Below are 21,735 nucleotides of genomic sequence, written 5' to 3' on the forward strand. Positions count from 1 at the left end.
CAATGCCAACGAATGTTTTTGCTGGGCTCCAGCAATGCGAGTGATACTTCACGCGTGGAGCTGCGTCAGCTGGAGCACTTCGTCGCGGTCGCCGAGGAGCTGAGTTTCACGCGTGCCGCCCGTCGGCTGCACGTGGTGCAGTCAGGGGTGTCCGCCGCGATCCGCTCGCTGGAGCGCGAGCTCGGCTGCGCGCTGTTCGAGCGCACGTCGCAGCAGGTCCGGCTCACCGGGGCGGGCGCCGCGCTGCTCCCGGAGGCCCGGGCCACCCTGAACGCCGCCCAGGCCGCCCAGGACGCCGTGGGCGCCGCACAGGACACGCTGCGCGGCACGGTGAACGTGGGCGCCATGGCCTCGGTCGAGGTGGTGGACCTGCCTGCGCTCCTCGGGCAGCTGCACGCGCGGCATCCGGCGATCGACGTCCGGCTGCGGCTGGCGACGGCCGGGTCGGCGGGACTGGCGCACGCGCTGCTCAGCGGGGACCTGGACGTGGCCTTCCTGTCGCTGCCCGAACGCAAGCCCGCCGGGATCGACGCACGGGAACTGGCCACCGTGCCGCTCGTCCTGGTGGTGAGCGCCGCCCATCCGCTCGCGCAACGGGGAAAGGTGGCACTCGCGGACCTCGCGGGGGAGCCCTTCGTGGACTTCCCGCCGGGCTACGGCAACCGTGAGGTGGTCAACCGGGCGTTCGCGGCGGCGGGCGTCGTGCGCAGGGTGGCACTGGAAGTGCCCGACATCGACATGGGGGCGGCTCTGGTCCGGCACGGTCTGGGCATCGCCTTCCTGCCCGCGTTCGCCGTTGCCCGCACTCCCGGCCTGCACGTCCTGGACGTCCACGACACCGTGCTCCGCTGGAGCATGCATCTCGGCTCGTCGTCGACCCGGCGGCCCAGCTCGGCTCTGCGGGCGCTGCTCGACCTGGTCGACCTCCATGTCATCGCCCTGTGACGATGGTGTCCGCCCCCCCGCGTCCGCCTCGCTGCGGCCGCGACATCCGCCGCGGTATCCGCTGCCGTCGCCCATGGACGGCGTCGGACACCTTCTCGTCCCCCGGGCCGGTGCCTGAGGCGTGCCGATCATCGCGATGGCGGTGATGAACCGGGCCGGGGAGAGGTAGCGCCGACACCGGGCGGTCCGTGGTTCCCCGGCGTACCGCCTTCGCGAGGCCCTAGGTGATCAGGTCCCTGGCCTCACCGGGGCTCAGCAGGTGTGAGCAGGTCCTGTGTGGAGACTCGAGGTGCCCCGACTGCAGGGAGGCGTCATGGACGCCCATGTCACTGCCCAGGGAAGCCCCATCGCCACGGTCAACCCGTACACCGGTGAAAGGATTCGTGAGTTCCCGGCGCTGAGCGCGGAAGAGGTGGGGCGCGCGATCGACGCGGCCCACCGTAACTTTCCGAACTGGCGTGCCCGGTCGACGGCCGACCGGGGGGCCCTCGTGCAACGCGCCGGCCGGCTCATGAGGGAGCGCAAGGAGGAACTGGCGCACCTCCTGACGCTCGAGGTCGGCAAGCTGATCAACTCGAGCCGTGCAGAGGTCGACCTCGCGTCCGACATCCTCACCTACTACGGCGAGCACGGCCTCGAGCTGCTGGAAGAACGACCTCTGCCGGTGCCCGAGGGCACGGCTGTGCTGGTGAACGAACCGCTCGGCGTCCTTCTCGGCGTGATGCCGTGGAACTTCCCGCTGTACCAGGTGGCCCGCTTCGCGGCTCCCAACCTCGTCCTCGGCAACACGATCCTGCTCAAGCACGCGAGCAGCTGCCCCCAGTCCGCACTGGCACTCGAGCAATTGTTCATGGACGCGGGTGTGCCGAGCGGGGTCTACACGAATCTTTTTGTGCGGGGGAGAGACGTCGGGAAGATCATCGACGACTCTCGAGTGCAGGGAGCGTCACTGACCGGGAGCGAGCGGGCGGGCGTGAGCCTGGGCGAGATCACCGGCCGCAACGTCAAGAAGTCCGTCCTCGAGCTGGGTGGCAGTGATCCATTCGTCGTGCTGGACGGTCACAACCTCGAGCGCACCGTGTACGCCGCGTTCCTCGGCCGGATGGGCAACACCGGGCAGTGCTGCGTGGCGGCCAAACGCTTCATCGCCCTTGCCGATGTCTACGAGGCCTTCCTCACCGGGTTGCGTGACCGGATGAGCGAACCGCGACCGGGGGATCCGGCCGACCCCGCCACCACGCTCGGCCCGCTGTCCTCCGAGGCCGCGGCCGAACTACTGATGGAGCAGGTTCGTGACGCGGCGGACAAGGGAGCCACGGTGGTGCTGGGCGGCGGGCGGCCCGACCTGCCGGGTGCCTTCGTCGAGCCGACCCTGCTCACCGATGTCACACCGGACATGCGGGCCTACCGGGAAGAGCTCTTCGGCCCCGTCGCCACGGTCTACCGGGTCGCCGACGAGGACGAGGCCGTGGCACTGGCCAACACCTCCCCCTACGGCCTGGGAGGCGCGGTCTTCGCCGCCGACCCGGAGCGTGCTCGCGGGGTCGCGGACCGGCTGGAGGCGGGCATGGTGTGGATCAACCACCCGACCGCGTCCCGACCGGAGCTGCCCTTCGGCGGCATCAAGCGCTCCGGCTACGGGCGCGAACTCGGCGACGCGGGCATCGTGGAATTCGCGAACCGCAAGCTCGTGCGCTACGTGGACGCCGACGCCCCGATCGGAGAAGTGCTGGGCTGAACCACGAGCCGGCCGGCCGCGACCCCGCGGCGAGCTGGTGTTCGGGAGCGGGACACGCCGGCGTTCGAGCGGCCTCGTGGCCTTCGACCCGGCCCACCGAGGCGACGTCCGGACCGACTGGCCGTACGCGCGGCGTCGGGCGGCGACGGAGGCGCCTTCCGGCGGTGCTGGTCACCACGGCCGGTATCCAGGACTTCCCGGCCGGCACCCGGGCGCTCGACCGGGTCGCCGCCGGCCGTCCCGACATCCGCAGGGCGGCCCAGATGCTCCGCCGCCGCCCGGCCCCCACTCCAGCGCTGCTGACACCACTCCCGCATGAGTTCGAGCGAGGCGTCAGCCGGGCCCGCCCAGCACGATCTTCCACACCCGGGTCGCCACCTGGAGGTTCAGCCGGTCCTCGACGTTCGCGAGGTCGTGGCCGCTGATGTCGCGGATGCGCTGGAGGCGATAGCGCAGCGTGCTGCGGTGGATCGCGAGGGAGTCGGCGGTCTCGTCGTAATTGCCGCCGCAGTCGAAGTACCGGGACAGGGTCTTCACCATGGCCGCGTGGTGCCGGGAGTCGTAGTCGATGAGCTGCCCGAGCCACTCGTGGACGAACGTCTCCAGTTCCCGGTGATCGCTGCCGGGTCCCAGGATGCGGTAGAGGCCGAGCTCGTCGAAGAACGTCGCGCCGTAGCGCTCGCGGGAGTGGCGGCGCACGTCCAGGGCGCGCTGCGCCTCCTGGTAGTGGTGGGGGATGTCGCCCACGGCGTCGCAAGGGGTGCTCACCCCGATCGTCCCGGACCGTGTTCCGGTCTCCCGGGCGATCGCGTCGTACAGCTCGCGGGCGTGCGGCCTGTCGCCGGTGATGAGGACGACTTGGTCGGAGCGGCGGGTCAGCAGCGAGCGCATGCCCACCGCAACGGCCGCCCGACTCACGGTCTGTGCGAAGGAATCGTCGGCGATCCGGTTCGACCACTGCACCACGACGACGTAGTGGCTGCGGTGCAGGTCGTGGCCTACCGCCTCGGACCGGGCGTAGGCGCTCGCCTCGTCCGTCCCCGCCAGGAGGTCGTCGGCCAGCTCGCGGTGCAGCCTCAGCTCCACTTCGGCCAGATGGCGCAGGTGCGTCAGCTCCAGGGCGAGCGACGCGGCGGCGTGTCCGAGCGCGAGTACGGTGTGCTCGTCGGCCTCGTCCTGGGTGTCGACCAGCGCCAGCACGCCCAGGATCTCGCCGCGCGTGCGGATCAGGGTGATCAGCCGGTCCCTCATCCGCACCGGCCCGGCCTGACGGGCGACGGCGTGCAGCATTTCGTCCTGGCGCACGGGGTCCGGCTCGGGATAGGGGACGGGGCGGCCGGGGCCGGTCCAGGACCTCAGCCGGCCGAAGCGGTCCTCGACCAGCGCGGGAAGTCCTGTGAGCCCGTGCAGTGCGCGGGTGACGGCTTCCTCGCCGCCACCCGAGGCGGCGACGTCGGCCATGAGAGCGTGAACGGCTCGCTCGTAGCCCAGTTCAGCCATCACGGAGATCAGCTGCCGCTGGAGGGCTGTGCGTTCCTCCCTCAGCCGGCGCAGCTCCAGCGCGTCCTCGCGTTGGCGGCGGTGTGCGAAGGCGACCGACAGTGCGGCGGCGGTGTGCCGGACGAGCAGGGCGAGCAGGGATCGCTCGGCCCTGGTGGGCCGGGAGTGGGAGGTGACCACGAGGTAGCCGTGGAGTCGCCCAGGTCCGCGCAGCCCCAGGGCCCGGCCCCAGCGCCTGCCGACCACGGTCACCTTGCCGTCCTGCCCGGCCAGCTCCCGGACCCTTCGGCCCACGGCCAAGGCCTGCGCCCCGTTCCTCGGGCTGGGGACCAGGTCGCCGCCCACCTCGAGGTATCCGGCCTCGGCGCTGTACGGCCCCGCGGCGACTACGTGTGCCATGGCCAGGCGCAGGATCTCGTCTTCGTCCGGAGCGTCGAACAGGGCGCGGGAGAGCGCGACCAGTTCGTGGAGGGCATCGTGGGCCGGGGTGCGAGCGTGCAGGCGGGGCCCCCTGTGCGCGGCCGTGGGGTGCCGCCAGACGCTGCCCCGCGGAAGGCCGACCATGGGATCACCCCGTCCTTCGGAGGTAAGAGGCTTTCGCGTACCCGGTCCCGGGCCGGCTACCCGAGACGTGTGGGTTTTTCTCTCGTACTCGTGGGGCGACCGGACCCGTGCATTCCTGACTCGCCAGGCGCAGGCGCGGAGCCACCCGGTTCGCCACCCTGGGGAGTGCTCGAGACCCTCCGCGCGCACCGGTGGGGACGACGGAGTCCCACCTCCACCTGAACGAACGTGACGCGGAGGGTCGACGCAGGCGCCGCACCCGGAGGAGTTCCTCATGGCCAAGGCAGTGGGCATCGACCTGGGCACCACCAACTCGGTGATCGCCGTGTGGGAGGGTGGCGAGCCGTCCGTCGTGCCCAACAGCGAGGGCAACCGCACGACACCGTCCGTCGTGGCCTTCACCGACACCGGGGAACGTCTGGTGGGCCAGCTGGCCCGGCGCCAGGCGATCCTCAACCCCAAGGGCACCATCTACTCGGCCAAGCGGTTCATCGGCCGGCACTTCGACGAGATCTCCGACGAGGCCAGGGCGGTGGCGTACGACGTCGTCGAGGGCGACGGCGGGGCGGCCCGCTTCAAGGTGCGCGACAAGCTGTACGCGCCCGAGGAGATCAGCGCACAGGTGCTGCGCAAACTCGCCGACGACGCGTCCAAGCAGCTGGGGGAGAAGGTCACGGAGGCGGTCATCACGGTGCCCGCCTACTTCAACGACGCCCAGCGCACCGCCACCAAGGACGCCGGACGGATCGCCGGGCTGGAGGTGCTGCGGATCATCAACGAGCCGACGGCGGCCGCCCTCGCCTACGGCATGGACAAGAAGGAGCACGAGACCGTCCTCGTCTTCGACCTGGGCGGCGGCACCTTCGACGTGAGCATCCTCGACGTCGGCGACGGCGTGGTGGAGGTGCGCTCCACCGCCGGTGACAGCCACCTGGGCGGCGACGACTTCGACCGGCGTCTGGTGGACTACCTCGCGGACGACTTCCAGAAGGAGAACGGCATCGACCTGCGCAAGGACCCGCAGGCGCTGCAGCGGCTGTTCGAGGCGGCGGAGAAGGCCAAGACCGAGCTCAGTTCGGTGACGCAGACGCAGGTCAGCCTGCCGTTCATCACCGCCGACGCCTCGGGCCCCAAGCACCTCACCGACTCGGTCATGCGGTCCACCTTCGAGCAGATCACCGGCGACCTGGTGGAGCGTTGCCTGGGACCGGTGCAGCAGGCGATGACCGACGCGAAGGTCGGCGAGAGCGACATCGACGAGGTCATCCTCGTCGGCGGTTCCACCCGCATCCCCGCCGTCCAGAGTCTGGTCCGCCGGCTGACCGGCGGCAAGGACCCCAACATGAGCGTCAACCCCGACGAGGTCGTGGCCCTGGGCGCCGCGATCCAGGCCGGGGTGCTCAAGGGCGAGGTCAAGGACGTCCTGCTGCTCGACGTCACACCGCTGTCGCTGGGAGTGGAGACGCGCGGCGGAGTGATGACGAAGATCATCGAGCGGAACACGACCATCCCGGTGCGCCGCAGCGAGACCTTCTCCACCGCCGAGGACAACCAGCCGGCCGTCGACATCGTCGTCCTCCAGGGCGAGCGCGAGCTGGCCGCCGACAACCGGGTGCTGGGCCGGTTCCAGCTCACCGACATCCGGCCGGCGCCGCGGGGCGAACCGCAGATCGAGGTCACCTTCGACATCGACGCCAACGGCATCCTCAACGTCAAGGCCCGTGACCGGGACACCGGCAAGGAACAGGGCATCACCATCAGCGAGAGCTCCAACCTGGACCGCAGCGAGGTCGAACGCATGGTCCAGGAAGCCGAAAGCAACCGGGGTCAGGACCAGGCACTCCGCGAGGCCGTCGACGCCCGCAACGAACTCGACGCCGTCGCCTACCAGGTCGAGAAGCGCCTCGCCGAACTGGGTGACGCGGCGCCCGCGCACGAGAAGGCACGCGCCGAGATGCTCGTGTCCGATGCCCGGGCGGCGGTCAAGGAAGAGGCGGGCGCGGAGCGCGTGCGGCCTCTGACCTCCGAACTCCAGCAGGTGCTCGCCGGGCTGGCGGCCCATCAGGGCGCCGCCGCCACGGACGGCGGTCCCGGCCAGGACGCCGCCACCGGCGGTCCCACGGGTGGCGGTGGCGGTGACGATGATGTCATCGACGCCGAGTTCGACAAGAGCTGAGGCGCGCCATGCCCACCCACCCCCAGGAACCCGACCGGGCCGCGTCGGATCCGGGCGTACGGGTCCCGGAAGGTGCCGGACGCCGTCCTCGCGGGGATCTGCCCCAACCGGGCCCGTCCCGGCCCGAAGCGGCGAACGGCGAACCGGGACCCGATGCCGCCGGCCCCGCGCCCGCCGAGGACGAGTACACGACCGCGATCCAGGAACTGGAGGACCGCTGGCGGCGCGCACTCGCCGACCTCGACAACCTTCGCAAGCGTCACGCCAGGGAGCTGGAGCGCGAACGGGCGGTCGAGCGGTCCCGCACGGCGGCCGCCTTCCTGCCCGTCCTCGACAACCTCGAACTCGCCCTGACCCACGCCGACGCCGATCCGGGCGCGGTCGTGGAGGGCATCCGGGCCGTACGCGACCAGGCGGTGAACGTCCTCGAACTGCTCGGCTACCCGCGGCATGCGGAGACCGGCGTCGCCTTCGACCCGGCCCGGCACGAGGTCGTCGGTGTCGTCCAGGACCCCGACGCCCCACCGGGCACCGTCGTCGAGGTGCTGCGCCCCGGCTACGGTGACGGCGAACGGCAGCTCAGGCCCGCCGCCGTGACGGTCGCGAAGCGGGAGTGACCGGGTCATGGCACGGGACTTCTACGAGGTGCTGGGCGTGTCGCGGACCGCGAGCCAGGACGAGATCCAGCAGGCGTACCGCCAACTCGCCCGCAGGTACCACCCGGACGTCAACAAGGACCCCGGGGCGGAGGAGCGGTTCAAGGACCTCAACGAGGCGTACAGCGTCCTGTCCGATCCCAAGACCCGGGCCCGTTACGACCGCTTCGGCGAGGATTTCCGCAAGATCCCGGAGGACTTCGACGAACGGGTCACGGCCGGAGCGGGCGGCGGCTTCCGCGGTCGCAGGACCGCGGGCGGTGGCGGTCCTCGCGTCCGGTACGCCACCGGCTTCGGCGACGACTTCGGCGCGGAGGGCATCGACATCGAGGACCTGCTCGGCTCCATGTTCGGAGCCGGCGCCGCCCGAGGCGGCGTCCCCGGAGCGGACCAGGAGGCCGAACTGCCTCTCACCGTCGAGGAGGCGTACCGAGGCGGCCGTCGCACCGTCACACTCGCCGGCCCCACCGGGCAGCCGCGGCGCTACGAGGTCGACGTACCGCCGGGCGTCACCGACGGGCAGCGCATCCGGCTGGCGGGTGAGGGTGGCCAGGGCAGTGGTGACGCCACTGCGGGCGACCTGTACCTGCGGGTACGTGTCCAGCCCCACCCCCGGTTCCGGCTGGACGGCCGTGACGTGCACGTCCAGGTCCCGGTCGCCCCGTGGGAGGCGGCCCTGGGCGCGACCGTGCCGGTGCCCACGCCCGGCGGCGGCACGGCCAAGGTCACGGTGCCCGCGGGCTCGTCCAGCGGTCGGCGGCTGCGGCTGCGCGGCGAGGGCATGCCGAACCCGCGGGGCGCGAACGGCGACCTGTACGCCGAACTCCGCATCATGGTGCCGCCCGTCCTCGGCGACCGGGAGCGCGAACTGTTCGAGGAGCTCGCCGCCACTTCCTCGTTCGACCCCAGGAGGACGTGATGAACGACCGACCCGCAGCAGCGGGAGGCATCGGCCGGGCCGGTGTGGGCGCCCGTCCGGTACGAACGGGCGCCGACATCACCGCCTCCACGGCCGTCCGGTACGCGCTCGTGCCCGTCCCCAGGCTCTCCCTGGCCTCCGTGGCCCGTCGCTCGGGCCTCCACCCCGATCTGATCCGCCGGTTCGTCGCCCTCGGCCTGGTCGACGCCGAACGCGACTCCGCGGGACAACTGGTGTTCGACCCCACGGCCCCGGCGGTCCTCGCCCGTATCCAGCGGCTGCGCACCGGACTCTGCCTCAACTACGCATCCATCGGCCTGGTGCTCGACCTGCTCGACCGCATCAGCCTGCTTGAAGCCGCCCTGCGCGGCCGCGGCACGAGGAGTGAAACACCCCCATGGACATGAACCGTCTCACCCAGAAGTCCCAGGAAGCCCTCCAGGAGGCCCAGAGCGCGGCCGTCGGCATGGGGCAGACCGAGGTCGACGGAGAACACCTGCTGCTCGCGCTCCTCGATCAGGAGGACGGTCTGATCCCACGGTTGCTGCAACAGGCCGGCACCGGGCCGAAGGAGCTGCGCGCGGCCGTGCGAGAGGAACTCTCCCGCCGCCCGAAGGTCACCGGTCCCGGCGCGGCACCCGGCCAGGTCTTCGTCACCCAGCGCCTGTCCCGCCTGCTCGACGCCGCCGAGCGGGAGGCCAAACGCCTCAAGGACGAGTACGTGTCCGTGGAGCACCTCCTGCTCGCCCTGGCCGAGGAGGGCTCGGCGACCGCCGCCGGACGCCTGCTCAAGGAGCACGGCGTGACCCGGGACTCGTTCCTGAGCGCGCTCACCCAGGTCCGCGGCAACCAGCGCGTCACCTCCGCCAACCCCGAAGTGGCCTACGAGGCTCTGGAGAAGTACGGCCGCGACCTGGTCCTCGAGGCCCGGTCCGGGCGGCTGGACCCGGTCATCGGCCGGGACGCCGAGATCCGCCGCGTCACCCAGATCCTCAGCCGCAAGACCAAGAACAACCCCGTCCTCATCGGTGATCCCGGCGTCGGCAAGACCGCCATCGTCGAGGGCCTGGCCCAGCGCATCGTTCGCGGCGACGTCCCCGAGGGCCTGCGCGACAGGACGGTGTTCGCTCTCGACATGGGCTCCCTGGTGGCCGGCGCCAAGTACCGCGGCGAGTTCGAGGAACGCCTCAAGGCCGTGCTGGCCGAGGTGAAGGCCGCCCAGGGGCGCATCCTGCTCTTCGTCGACGAACTCCACACCGTCGTGGGCGCGGGCGCCGCCGAAGGGGCCATGGACGCGGGCAACATGCTCAAGCCGATGCTCGCCCGCGGCGAGCTCCACATGATCGGCGCCACCACCCTCGACGAGTACCGCAAGCACATCGAGAAGGACGCCGCCCTCGAACGCCGCTTCCAGCAGGTGCTGGTCGACGAGCCGAGCGTGGAGGACACCATCTCCATCCTGCGCGGACTGCGCGAACGCCTCGAGGTCTTCCACGGCGTGAAGATCCAGGACACCGCGCTGGTCTCCGCGGCCACCCTCAGCCACCGCTACATCACCGACCGGTTCCTGCCCGACAAGGCCATCGACCTCGTCGACGAGGCGTGCGCCCGGCTGCGTACCGAGATCGACTCGATGCCCGCCGAACTCGACGAGATCACCCGCCGCGTCACCCGCCTGGAGATCGAGGAGGCGGCCCTGTCCAAGGAGACCGACGCCGCCAGCAGGACGCGCCTGGAGGAACTGCGCAAGGAACTGGCCGACCTGCGCGGCGAGGCCGACGCCAAACACGCCCAGTGGGAGGCCGAACGGCAGGCCATCCGCCGCGTGCAGGAGCTGCGCCAGGAACTGGAGCAGGTCCGCCACGAGGCGGAGGAGGCCGAACGCGCCTACGACCTCAACCGCGCCGCCGAACTCCGCTACGGCCGCCTCCAGGACCTGGAGCGCCGGCTGAAGGCCGAGGAGGAGCAACTGGCCAGCAAACAAGGGCAGAACCGGCTGCTGCGCGAGGTCGTCACCGAGGAGGAGATCGCCGAGATCGTCGCCGCCTGGACCGGCATCCCCGTCGCCCGCCTCCACGAGGGCGAACGCGAGAAGCTGCTACGCCTCGACGAGATCCTGCACGAGCGCGTCATCGGCCAGGACGAGGCCGTCAAACTCGTCGCCGACGCCATCATCCGCGCCCGCTCCGGCATCCGCGACCCGCGCCGCCCCATCGGCTCGTTCATCTTCCTCGGCCCCACCGGCGTCGGGAAGACCGAGCTGGCCAAGGCCCTCGCGGCGGCCCTGTTCGACTCCGAGGAGAACATGGTCCGCCTCGACATGAGCGAGTACCAGGAGCGGCACACCGTCAGCCGGCTCATGGGCGCACCACCCGGATACGTCGGCTACGAGGAAGGCGGCCAGCTCACCGAGGCCGTACGCCGCAAGCCGTACTCGGTCGTGCTGTTCGACGAGATCGAGAAGGCGCACACCGATGTCTTCAACACCCTGCTGCAGGTCCTCGACGACGGCCGCATCACCGACTCCCAGGGCCGGACCGTCGACTTCCGCAACACCGTGATCATCATGACGTCGAACATCGGCTCCGAGCACCTCCTCGACGGCGCCACCGCCGAGGGCGAGATCAAGCCGGACGCCCGCGCCCTGGTGATGGGCGAGCTGCGCGGGCACTTCCGCCCGGAGTTCCTCAACCGCGTCGACGACATCGTGCTGTTCAAACCGCTCGGCGAGCGGCAGATCGAGCGGATCGTGGAGCTGCAGTTCGACGAGCTGCGCCGCCGGCTCGCCGAACGCCGCATCACCGTCGAACTCACCGAAGCGGCACGGGAGCTGATCGCCCACCAGGGCTACGACCCGGTGTACGGGGCCCGGCCGTTGCGCCGCTACATCTCCCACGAGGTCGAGACGATGGTCGGGCGCGCACTTCTGCGCGGTTACGTCCAGGACGGCGCGACGGTCCGCGTCGACGCCGAACACGGAGAGCTGGTGGTCACCTACGACCAGCCCGAGGACGTGAAGGGAGCGCGGGCGGCATGAGCACGATGCAGGCGACGACCGTCAGATGTCCCCACTGCGGTCGCACCAACCGGGTGGCCGTGGCCGCGGAGGGCCGACCCAAGTGCGGCCACTGCAAGCAGCCCCTGCCGTGGATGGTGGACGCGGGCGACGACGACTTCACCGAGGTCGTCGAGCGGGCCGACGTCCCCGTCGTGGTCGACCTGTGGGCCACCTGGTGCGGCCCCTGCCGCATGGTCAGCCCCGCACTGGAGACGGTCGCCACCGATCTCGCCGGCCGGATCAAACTGGTCAAGGTCGACATCGACAAGAACCCGCGACTGTCGCGGCGCTTCGAGGTCCAGGCCGTACCGACACTGCTGATCCTCGACCGGGGCGAGACGGTCGCCCGGCAGGCGGGGGCGGCGCCCGCCCCCGCTCTGCGCCAGTGGGTGGAACAGTCGCTCACCACCCGGAAAGGGTGATCCGGATGACCCTGCACGCAGACCCCCACCTCGCGCTCGTCCGGCCTGTCCGGCCGCTGACCCCGGAAGGGTGTCAGGAGTGTCTGATGCTCGGCTCCCCGTGGGTCCACCTGAGGCTCTGCCTGACCTGCGGGCACGTCGGCTGCTGCGACTCCTCGCCGAACAAGCACGCGCGCAGGCACGCGGCTGCCGACGCTCATCCGGTCGTGCAGTCGTTCCAGCCCGGCGAGGAATGGCGCTGGTGCTACGTCCACGAGGCGTTCGTCTGATGTCCGGCGACCAGTCGCTGCCGGGCGAGGAACCGGTGCCGGAGAAAGCGGACGAGACCGCCGCCTGGGAGACCCCGGACATCCACGGCGCGTACCCGCGCCTCACGGAGGACCAGACAGCACGTCTGGCGGAGCACGGGCAACGCCGGAACATCGCTCCGGACGACGTGCTGATCCGGGAGGGGGAGCGCTGCGAGACGTTCTTCGTCGTCCTCAGCGGTTCCGTCGCCGTCGTCGAGGACCACGGCACTCCCGAGGAGCACGTGCTGCGCGTGCACGGCCCCGGTCGCTTCATCGGCGAACTCGGCCTGCTGCACGGACAGGTGGCCTTCTACACCGCTGTCGCCAGGGAGCCCGGCGAGGTCCTCGTCGTCCCCTTGGACCGGTTGCGCCACCTGGTGTCGCAGGACCCCACCATCGGGGACATCGTGCTGCGTGCCTGTCTGTGCCGTCGCGCGCTGCTCGTCGGACAGGGCGCCGGCTTCCGCATCATCGGCTCGCGCTACTCGCCCGACACCAGACGGCTGCGCGAGTTCGCCGTCCGCAACCGGCTGCCGCACCGCTGGATCGACCTGGAGACCGACGAGGAGGCCGAGGAGCTGCTGCGCCGCTTCGGCGTCGGCCCGGCGGAGACACCGCTCGTCATCTGGCGGGACACCACCTTGTTGCGCAACCCCAGCAACGCGGAACTGGCCCGGCTCATCGGCCTGCCGTCACTGCCCGCCGGAGACCGTCACGGCGACGTCCTCATCGTCGGCTCCGGACCCGCCGGCCTCGCTGCCGCGGTGTACGCCGCCTCCGAGGGCCTGAGCACCACGGTGGTGGAGGCGATGGCCACCGGCGGCCAGGCCGGCACGTCGTCCCGCATCGAGAATCTGCTCGGCTTCCCGTCCGGCATCTCCGGCGCCGAACTCACCGAACGCGCCGTGTTCCAGGCCGACAAGTTCGGCGCCGGGATCAGCCTTCCGCTGGAGGCGACCGGCCTCCACGCCAAGGACGACGACCACTACGTCGTGGCGTTCGCCGACGGCAGCGAGATCGCCGCCCGCGCCGTCGTCCTGGCCATGGGTGCCCGCTACCGCCGGCTCCAGGTGCCCGGCATCGAACGCCTGGAGGGAACGAGCGTGCACTACTCGGCGACCGTCTACGAGGCCCAGCAGTGCAGCGCCGACCCGGTGGCCGTCGTCGGCGGAGGCAACTCGGCGGGCCAGGCGGTGCTGTTCCTCGCCGGGTACGCGCCGAAGGTGCACCTGCTGGTCCGAGGAGCCGGCCTCGAGGCCAGCATGTCCCGCTACCTGGTCGACCAGGTCGAGCGCCATCCGCGGGTGGAGGTCATGCTGCACACCGAGGTCACCGAGGTCATCGGCCAGGAAGTGCTGGAGGAGCTCGACGTGGTCGACAACCGCACGGGCGGGCACCGCCGGCTCGCGGTACGGAGCCTGTTCGTCTTCACCGGCGCCGAACCTCACACCGAGTGGCTCACCGGCATCGTCGCCCTCGACTCCCGCGGCTTCGTCCTCACCGGGCCGGAGGCCCAGGAGGCCTGCGCCTCCCCCGAGGTGTGGCACGGCCGCGGGCGCTCGTGCATGACCCTGGAGGCCAGCCTGCCGGGGGTCTTCGCGGTAGGGGACGTCCGCAGCGGCTCGGTGAAGCGGGTGGCCTCCGCGGCCGGTGAGGGCGCGATGGCCATCCACTTCGTGCACCGGCACCTGGGGCACTCGGCCGCACCCGGCACCACGGGCACGTCAGCTGCCGCGGGCCCCTCGGACGTCTCCCCACGCATGCGTCACAAGGAGTCCGCATGGCTCGCATGACGCATCGCGCCCGTCCGGCGCCACGGAGGTGGCGGCCTGGACTCTCCGTGCGGGCGCGAGAGTCCGCCGGAGACCCCATGGGAGGCCGGGACGCCACACGCCCGGGGCCGAACTGAAGGGGAAGCGCGGCGGCACCCCTTGTGACCTGCGCTGTACCGAAGTGTCAACTACCGATCCCGGTCACAGCCGACGTAATGGACGGTCTGCATCATGCCGAGGTCTTCGTGGTGGAGCTGGTGGCAATGGGCGACGGTTCGGCCGGTGAAGTCCTCGTACCTGACGAGGAAGGTGACGGACTCACCGGGTGTGCCGCCGGACAGGCCGATGGTGTCGTGCCAGACGGGCGGGTCGAGGCGCTCGCCGTTCCGATGGGTGACGAGGACCTGGTTGGTGTGCAGGTGGAAGGGGTGATTGTGCGCCGGCAGGGTCTCGTCGGTACGGACGGTCCAGCGCTCGGTGGTGCCGAGGCGCAGGGTGTGGTTGGTGCGGGCGGGGTCGAACAGGCCGTGGGCCGGGTCGCGGGTGAGGTCGCCGCCGGGGTCGGCCGCGGGGGTCGCGTGGGTGCCCAGCACACGGAAGGCGTTGGGGAACGGCCCGGCGAAGACGCCGGGGTCCGTGTGGAAGACCACCTCCCGGTCCCCGCCGGGGTTGGCGATGTCCCTCTCGTCGAGGAACGGTCTGCCCGGCGGCAGTGAGGCCGGCAGCTTCATCGGCGGTTCGACGGGTTCTCCGGTCACCTCGATCGTCATCAACGGCCTGGGCAGCGTGGCGGCCCGCAGTTCGTACCTGCCGGGTGCGCCGCCACGGACCAGGACGTCGGCACGGTTTCCCATGGCCAGGTCCAGCAGGCGCAGGGTGCGGGGCGCGCAGAAGGTGACACCGTCCTGTGCGATCTGGTGCATGGTCAGGTCGCCGCGGTCGCCGGTGACCTGGAGCCGCAGGGCGGTGAACGCGGTCGCGGCGACCAGACGCCACCGCTGGACCTCGCCGGGGCGCAGCCGGAGGGTGGGGCCGACCGCGCCGTTGACGGTGAAGGTGGAGGGGATGCCGCTCGTCCAGTTCCCGGAGGTGAAGGCGGGGACCTTGCCGTCCGCGAGTTTGAGTTCGTTGATGCACACGACGATGTCGGCGGCCCTCTTGATCTCGGGTACCTCGTCGACGTCGCCCTCGACGACGATCACCCCGGCCATTCCTCCGGCGATCTGCTCGGCGGTGGCCCCGTGCAGGTGGGGGTGGTACCAGTAGGTGCCGGCCGGGTGGTCGTCCGGCACGTGGACGGTGGTCGCGTACTGCGGCTCCGCCACGCCGTCGGCGGCTTCCCGCGCGGTACGCGGTGCGAACTCGCGCAGCACGTTGTCGGCGTCCCCGGACGGGCAGACGTGCATCCCGTGGGTGTGCAGGTTGAAGCTGTTGGGGTGATGCGGCGTGTGGGGGCCGCCGGTGTGGGGCGGGTTGGGCGGCAGGCCGTTGACGTGCGTCAACCGCAGGGTGTGCCCGCCGCGCACGCGCAGGGTCGGCCCCGGGATCGCCCCGTTGTAGGCGCGCGTGGTCACCCGGCCGTGGCCCGGTACGTGGACGTCCGCGAACCGGACGTCGAACCTCTGCTCCACCGCCGGCGACGCCGAGCCGGGCACCGGTCGGGAGGCGGCGACGGCCGGCTGCGGAAAAGGCATCGGCGCCGCCGACGCCCCCGATCCGGCCGGGCCCCTGCCGAACACCGGCGCGAGGACCGCGACGGGAACGGCTTTCAGTACCTGCCGACGATCGATCCCACCGCTCCGTCCCATGGTCCGCCAGCCTAGGAAGCGAGCTCGGAGCAGGGCCGGCCGTAGGACGGCGGGACACGGCGATGTCACCCGGACGGCCCGTCGGCTCACCCGTTCCACCACGTCCCCGTGAGGGCCGGCGGCGGGCCGGGCGGGCACCTGCCCCACGACCGTGAAGACCCGGCAGCGTATCCACCGGTGGCGCAGCGGCGGCCGCATCGGTTCGAGACCGGCCACGCGCCACGGTACGCACCCCGACGCGGCGGTCGCGCCCCCGGCTTCAGTGGCCGCCGCTCGGGGGCTCGCAGCCGCTGCCGTCGGGGTAGCCGCCGAAGGCGTCCGCCTTGGTGGAGTCGCTGCTCATCGTGCCCTCCACGCACCAGGGAGAGACGCCGATGTCGATGAGGAAGCCGACCCCGGTGGACCCGTTCTGGTACGCCTGTACCTTCTCGGCGGGGTAGCCGAGACCGGTGAGCGCGCCGCGGACGCTGTCCGGGGCGAAGTCGCCACGCTCGCGGAGCGGTTCGAGCGCGTGCCTGACGCGTGCGACGGTGGCGAGTCCCTCGCAGCGGTTCCGGCCGTGGAGCGGGATGGGCACCCTGAAGCCGTGGTTCTCGGCGTAGTGGTCGACCGGCAGCTCGGTCGAGGTGGGAGTGGCGGGCGCGGGCCCCGTCGGCCCGGGGCCGGGACTCTCGCCGGGACAGGTGAAGTCGACCGGTGTGCTGGGCGTCGCGGTCGGCGTCGGACGCGGACTCCGGTGGGCGTCGGCGGCATCCCCGGCCCGCTGCGTTCCGCACCCTGTCGCCGAGAGGACCGTCACCGCCAACGTCAGCATCCCGAGCCGGGCTCTCGTCTTCCCTCGCGTGGTCATCCCCCGATCCTTTCCCGTGGCTCGCCGGGTGTCATGAGTACCGCTACTCATGATCGCGTCGTGGCCGTCGGCATCGCACCGGGCAGCGGCGCGGTGTCGGAGGGAGGCACTACGGTACGTCGTCGTGGACGCTGCTGATCTTGACCATCGGGTCCGGTCGCGTACCGCCGCATCTGGTCTCCCGGCTCCTCGAACTCGGCCATGCAGACCCACCCAGAGGACGGCACGTCGTACGCGGCGCCGCACATCGCCGAGCTGCCGGCCGGCGCCCGGAGCGCGGAGCCCCCGTTCTGAGGCCGGTGGCGCGCCCGGTCCACCGGCCGCGGGACGTCCGTACGGATCACGCCGGTCCGGTGGTCCACGGCCACGCGGCCCCGCGGCCGGCCTCGATGAGGCCGACCATCCGGAACGCGGCGTCCGTGAGGCCGCCGAAGGTGTGCCTGTGGGGGCCCGCCGGGCCGTGGGCGGGCCGGTATCCCGCGAGGTTCCAGGTGTAGACCGGGATGTCGGGCGGGACCGATCGTGCCGGTTCGCCGTGGCAGCAGTGAGCGGCCTGCTCGTCGGTGACGATCAGGACCCGGTCGTGCCGCCGGTAATGGGCCCGCACCGCCTCCGTGGTGTTGGTGCCGCCCAGATCGTGGAATCGCCTCAGCACCTCGAGCACCGGCTCGCCCGCCTCGAACGGCACCCGCGCGCTGTTCGAGCCGAACTCGACCAGATCCGCCTGCTCGGCGCGCATGGCCAGCGCGGCCCCGAACACGGCCGCCGCGTCCGCCCGGGTCAGTTTCGACCGCTCGGAGACCGTGTCCCAGAACATGGAACCGGACCGGTCCACCAGGATCAGGGTCCGGCCGGGCAGAGACGGTACGTTGGCCAGTGAGTGGCCCAGTGCCCGCTCCAGCGCGGCAGCCCAGCGCCGTGACGGCGCGTGCCGGTGGGCGGCCAGGTAGCGGAAGGGGAACTGCCGGGAGCGGGCCACCTCGGCGGCGTCCGAGAGCCGGGCGGCGATCCGGGCCGCGACCTCGTCCGAGACCCCCGCCTCGTCGAAGTTGCGCAGGTTCCGCAGGAGCGCCATCGGTCCCATCGCGGGGATCACGGCCTCCCAGACAGCGGCGTCCATCGGTCCCTGGAGCCAGCCCGCCAGGACCTCCCACGTCATGCCCGCCGCGGTCAGCCGCTCGGAGCCGCCCGGCCCGGTGACCAACGCACGCCGCTCCTCCGGAGCCGCCTCCATCAGCGTCCGGTGGGCGGCCAGCAGGCGGTCGGAGGACGGCGGAGCGGCCTGCTCCGGGTGGTGGCGGCGGTCCAGGGCGTACCGGAAGAGCGCACCCTGCCAGGGCTTGTCCGGGTCGGGGGAGGCGTGCACCAGGTTGAGCACGTCGCCGAAGCGCAGGTCCTTGGAGGCGGTGTCGTACTTGAGCAGGGACCGGGAGGTGTACAGACGGCGTACGCCGTCGGCGATGCCCCGCTTCACCGGCTGCGGCACGTTGCGCCCGTACGCCGCGATCCAGTGGGCGAGCAGCTCGCCGGGTTCGTCGGCGCGCTGGAGCACCGAGTCGATCACGGACCGGTTGGACGGGCCCCCGGACTCCCCGGCCTCGAGCCGGGCGTGCACATAAGCGGCGGCGCCCACCAGCGACGCCGTGCGCATGTTGCCCTCGCCGCGCAGCCAGCGCAGCAGGCCGGCCGTCCACGCGGGGTCCTGGAGGGCGAGTTCACCGACGAGGCGGACGTACCGGTCGTCCCGCTCCGCCCCGCTCTCGTAAAAGGTCCGCTGGGAGACGAAGTTGCCGACCGCGAGGAGGAAGAGCTCCTCACGGGGCTCCCGGACGAAGGCCCGACCGCCCTCGTAGGTGCAGACGGGCGGCCAGGACGCGCGACCGGGTCGTGGTGGACGCAGGGAGACGGCGGCCGCCGAGACATGCGGGGCCACGAGCATCTCGGACCAGATCTTGGAGACGCGCGGGGTGTGACGAGGCAGCGAATTCCCCTGGATTCGAAGGACTGGAGGCCCTGGTCGAAAGGTCGACGGGGCGAACGCGCCCGCGCCTGCCGAGATCAGAGATGGCGGCGGCGTCACTTGGTTTTCGGAAGGAAGTAGCCGCAGCCGAGCGCATCGGGAGGCGCGGTCGCGATCTCAACGTACAAGCGCCACCGGGCCGCACACCAGCGATTTATGCGGCCCCGCGTCCGGACGCCCGGCGCGTGTCCGTTCCGTCACCTCCGGCGCTTCCGGTCGGCGCCTGGAGCAGCTGCCCTCACTCGTGGGCCCACCCGGCCGGAAGCCGTTCCAGCACCCCCGCGAAGTCCGTCCCCGGCGGCAGGGTGCCGAACGCCTGCCCCCGGTCGCCGGCCAGTCGTGACGCGCAGAAGGCGTCGGCCACCGCGGGGGGTGCGTGGCGGACGAGCAGGGACCCCTGGAGGACGAGGGCGGCGCGTTCCGCGACCCGGCGGGCGCGCAGGGGCGCGTCCTCCGTGAGGACGAGTTCGTCCCGCAACTCCCGCCAGGCGGCGTCGAACCGGTGGTCGGCGCCGGTGGCCGCCTCGACCTCCGCGCGGAACGCCTCCAGCGAGTCGGGCTCACGCGTGAGCGCGCGCAGCATGTCGAGGGCGGTGACGTTGCCGGAGCCCTCCCAGATGCTGTTGAGCGGGGCCTCGCGGTACAGCCGGGGCATGCCGGACGCCTCGTCGTAGCCGTTGCCGCCGAGGCACTCGAGGGCTTCGGCGACCGCGGCGGGCTGGCGCTTGCACACCCAGTACTTCCCGACGGCCGTGGCCAGGCGCAGGAACGCGCGCTCCCGGTCGTCGCCGCGCCGGGCGCGGTCCGCGGCGCCGGCGAGCCGCAGGGCGAGGGTGGTGGCGGCCTCCGACTCCAGCGCCAGGTCGGCGATGACGTTGCGCATGAGCGGCTGGTCGATCAGCCTGGCGCCGAACGCGGAGCGGTGACGCGCGTGGTGGGCGGCCTCGGCGAGGGCCGCGCGGGTACCGGCGGCGGAGCCGAGGACGCAGTCCAGGCGGGTCATGGTCACCATCTCGATGATGGTGCGCACGCCCTTGCCCTCGGTGCCGACGAGCCAGGCCACGGTGTCGTCGAACTCGGGCTCGCTGCTGGCGTTGGAGCGGTTGCCGAGCTTGTCCTTGAGCCGCTGGATGCGGAAGGTGTTGCGGCTCCCGTCGGGCAGGACGCGCGGGACCAGGAAGCAGGAGAGCCCGCCGGGCGCCTGTGCGAGGACGAGGAAGAGGTCGTTCATCGGGGCGCTGGTGAACCACTTGTGGCCGCGCAGCCGCCAGGTGCCGTCGTCCCGTTCGGCCGCGGTCGTGGTGTTGGCGCGCACGTCGCTGCCGCCCTGCTTCTCGGTCATGCCCATCCCGGCGAGCAGGCCGGGCTTCTCGGCCGGGGTCCGCAGCCCGGGTTCGTAGACGCGGCTGGTGAGCAGGGGCTCGTAGGCCTTGGCGAGGTCGGGGGAGTGGCGCAGGGCGGGGACCACCGCGTACGTCATGGAGACGGGGCACAGGTGGCCGGGTTCCAGCATCGTGGCCAGCATGAATCCCGCGGCCCGCGCGACATGGGCGCCGGGGCGGTCGTCGGCCCAGGCGGCGCCCGCGAGGCCCGCGTCCACCGAGGCGCGCATCAGCGAGTGGTAGGCGGGGTGGAACTCGACCTCGTCCACGCGGTTCCCGTAGCGGTCATGGGTGCGCAGTTCGGGCTCGTGGCGGTTGGCCTGGTCCGCCCAGGTCCGCGCCTCCGCGCTGCCGACGTACCGGCCGAACCGGTGGAGGTCGTCGAGGTGCCAGGAAGCCCCCTCGCGGCTCACACCCTCCAGCAGCACGGGGTCCGCTGCGGCGTCGTGGCCCGTCAACGGCGGTGCCTGGTTGGTCACTTCGTGCGTCACGGCGGTGGGACGGCTGTGCGCCGTGGTGGTCTCGGACATGCGGAAACCTCCGGTGTGCGGGTCGGCGGGGACGGTGGGAAGCGGTGCCCGGGAAGGACGTCGGGGCCGGTACGGATCGGGGTCGGTACGGATGGCGGGACCCCGTCGGCGGCGTCCCGCCCGGCGGGGCGGTCCTAGACGGCGGGGGCGCCCGCGCATCGCAGGGCCATGGCGACGAGGTCCGTGAGGAGTGCGTCGGTGGTGTGCCCGGACGGGGTGCCGAGCGGATCCACGAGAACCTCGCCGATCGCGCCGGTGAGCGCCGCGGCGGTGATCTCGCCGTTCTGCGCGGGCAGCAGACCCGCCGCCATGCCCTGGCGCACCACCTCGGCGAACAACGCGCGGTAGCGGCGCCGGAACTCGAGGCGCTCGGCGCCCACCGCGGCCTCGGCCGGGGCGGCGAGCAGGGCGTAGGCCAGGCCGCGGTTCTCCAGGGCCCGGCGCGCGAACACCTCGATCCCGCGGGTGAGCCGTTCGACGGGGTCGCCCTCGCCGTCCAGCACCTCGCCGAGCACCTCCACCTCACGGCCCGCGGCGCGCCGGAACACCTCCACGGCGAGTGCCGCCTTCGACGGGAAGTGCTGGTACACCGAACCGGCCGCGATCCCGGCCGAGTCGGCCACCGCGGTCACGGACGTCTGGGCCCAGCCGACCTCGGCGACGACCGAGGTGGCACAGGCGATGAGGTGCTCTCTGGCGGCTTCCAGCCGACGGATCTCGGAAGGGGTCTTGCGGTAGGGCATGAAAGAAGTGAACCACCATTCAGAGCTTCCCGCCAGAGACCCCGGTGAAGCTCGCCGGGAGGGGCGTGGCGCGGGGACCGGTGATCCGGCGCCCGGCGTGTCCTGGTGCTGCTGGAGGGTGTGAGCCGCTCTCGCACGCCCGCCTGTCTCGCACGCCCGCCGGTCCCGCCGCGGTGCCGGTCGGCGCGCGGGTCGTCGACGGGGCGCGCGACCGGAGTCGTGCGCGCCGCCCTGTCGTCGTGCGCCCACACGTGGTGCGGCGGGGCCGCGCCGCGGCCCGTCGCGCCGGGACCGGGGTGCGTGTCATGGGCGCCACGCCCCCTGCGCGCCCGCACGGGCGTGCGGGCGGCTTCCGTCCGGAA

16 protein-coding genes are annotated in these 21,735 nt (G+C 72.1%); 10 read left to right on the plus strand and 6 right to left on the minus strand.

Features of this window, described 5'->3' with window-relative positions:
• Window positions 1-54: 54 nt before the first annotated feature.
• Window positions 55-945 (plus strand): LysR family transcriptional regulator, encoded by an 891-nt coding sequence (locus ACICHK_RS35335; RefSeq protein WP_406840095.1) that lies wholly within the window; start codon window positions 55-57, stop codon window positions 943-945.
• 313 nt (window positions 946-1,258) lie between these two features.
• A complete protein-coding gene (locus ACICHK_RS35340; RefSeq protein ID WP_406840096.1) occupies window positions 1,259-2,683 on the plus strand; it encodes an NAD-dependent succinate-semialdehyde dehydrogenase in 1,425 nt (474 codons plus the stop codon).
• A gap of 333 nt (window positions 2,684-3,016) precedes the next feature.
• On the opposite strand, the gene ACICHK_RS35345 is transcribed toward ACICHK_RS35340, so the two are convergent.
• Complete coding sequence (locus ACICHK_RS35345; RefSeq protein ID WP_406840097.1) at window positions 3,017-4,747, minus strand: PucR family transcriptional regulator; 1,731 nt, start codon at window positions 4,745-4,747, stop codon at window positions 3,017-3,019.
• Between the two features lie 274 nt (window positions 4,748-5,021).
• Here ACICHK_RS35345 and dnaK point away from each other — a divergent pair, with 274 nt between their 5' ends.
• The 8 genes from dnaK to ACICHK_RS35385 are packed head-to-tail and all read left to right on the plus strand — an operon-like array spanning window position 5,022 to window position 14,061.
• The gene (dnaK, locus tag ACICHK_RS35350) at window positions 5,022-6,923 is read left to right on the plus strand and encodes a molecular chaperone DnaK (protein ID WP_406840098.1); all 1,902 of its coding nucleotides are present in this window, start codon (window positions 5,022-5,024) and stop codon (window positions 6,921-6,923) included.
• 8 nt (window positions 6,924-6,931) lie between these two features.
• Window positions 6,932-7,540 carry a nucleotide exchange factor GrpE gene (locus ACICHK_RS35355; RefSeq protein ID WP_406840099.1) on the plus strand — a complete coding sequence of 203 codons (609 nt, stop codon included), beginning with the start codon at window positions 6,932-6,934 and terminating at the stop codon, window positions 7,538-7,540.
• A 7-nt stretch (window positions 7,541-7,547) separates the two neighbouring features.
• Window positions 7,548-8,498 (plus strand): DnaJ C-terminal domain-containing protein, encoded by a 951-nt coding sequence (locus ACICHK_RS35360; RefSeq protein ID WP_406840100.1) that lies wholly within the window; start codon window positions 7,548-7,550, stop codon window positions 8,496-8,498.
• On the plus strand, window positions 8,498-8,905 hold the full coding sequence (locus tag ACICHK_RS35365; RefSeq protein WP_406840101.1) for a chaperone modulator CbpM: 408 nt from the start codon (window positions 8,498-8,500) through the stop codon (window positions 8,903-8,905). Before ACICHK_RS35360 ends, ACICHK_RS35365 begins: the two co-directional genes overlap by 1 nt.
• Window positions 8,896-11,535: an ATP-dependent chaperone ClpB gene (gene clpB / locus ACICHK_RS35370; protein ID WP_406840102.1), complete on the plus strand. Its 2,640-nt coding sequence runs from the start codon at window positions 8,896-8,898 to the stop codon at window positions 11,533-11,535. The genes ACICHK_RS35365 and clpB overlap by 10 nt, the downstream gene beginning before the upstream one ends.
• Window positions 11,532-11,978, plus strand: coding sequence for a thioredoxin (gene trxA / locus ACICHK_RS35375; RefSeq protein WP_406840103.1), 447 nt, complete (start codon window positions 11,532-11,534; stop codon window positions 11,976-11,978). Before clpB ends, trxA begins: the two co-directional genes overlap by 4 nt.
• 5 nt (window positions 11,979-11,983) lie before the next feature.
• Window positions 11,984-12,247 (plus strand): UBP-type zinc finger domain-containing protein, encoded by a 264-nt coding sequence (locus ACICHK_RS35380; protein ID WP_406840104.1) that lies wholly within the window; start codon window positions 11,984-11,986, stop codon window positions 12,245-12,247.
• On the plus strand, window positions 12,247-14,061 hold the full coding sequence (locus ACICHK_RS35385) for an FAD-dependent oxidoreductase (RefSeq protein WP_406840105.1): 1,815 nt from the start codon (window positions 12,247-12,249) through the stop codon (window positions 14,059-14,061). Before ACICHK_RS35380 ends, ACICHK_RS35385 begins: the two co-directional genes overlap by 1 nt.
• 167 nt (window positions 14,062-14,228) lie before the next feature.
• Here the strand turns inward: ACICHK_RS35385 and ACICHK_RS35390 are convergent, their stop codons facing one another.
• The 5 genes from ACICHK_RS35390 to ACICHK_RS35410 form a co-directional block, all read right to left on the minus strand.
• Window positions 14,229-15,734: a multicopper oxidase family protein gene (locus tag ACICHK_RS35390; RefSeq protein ID WP_406840106.1), complete on the minus strand. Its 1,506-nt coding sequence runs from the start codon at window positions 15,732-15,734 to the stop codon at window positions 14,229-14,231.
• Window positions 15,735-16,107: 373 nt separating this feature from the next.
• Window positions 16,108-16,698, minus strand: coding sequence for a hypothetical protein (locus ACICHK_RS35395; RefSeq protein WP_406840107.1), 591 nt, complete (start codon window positions 16,696-16,698; stop codon window positions 16,108-16,110).
• A gap of 340 nt (window positions 16,699-17,038) precedes the next feature.
• A complete protein-coding gene (locus tag ACICHK_RS35400; protein ID WP_406840108.1) occupies window positions 17,039-18,637 on the minus strand; it encodes a TROVE domain-containing protein in 1,599 nt (532 codons plus the stop codon).
• Window positions 18,638-18,956: 319 nt separating this feature from the next.
• Window positions 18,957-20,630, minus strand: coding sequence for an isovaleryl-CoA dehydrogenase (locus ACICHK_RS35405; RefSeq protein ID WP_406840109.1), 1,674 nt, complete (start codon window positions 20,628-20,630; stop codon window positions 18,957-18,959).
• A 134-nt stretch (window positions 20,631-20,764) separates the two neighbouring features.
• Window positions 20,765-21,373 (minus strand): TetR/AcrR family transcriptional regulator, encoded by a 609-nt coding sequence (locus ACICHK_RS35410; RefSeq protein WP_406840110.1) that lies wholly within the window; start codon window positions 21,371-21,373, stop codon window positions 20,765-20,767.
• Between the last annotated feature and the right edge of the window lie 362 nt (window positions 21,374-21,735).

The organism is Streptomyces sp. AHU1 (assembly GCF_045343905.1).
In the GTDB taxonomy this organism is placed as follows: domain Bacteria; phylum Actinomycetota; class Actinomycetes; order Streptomycetales; family Streptomycetaceae; genus Streptomyces; species Streptomyces triticiradicis.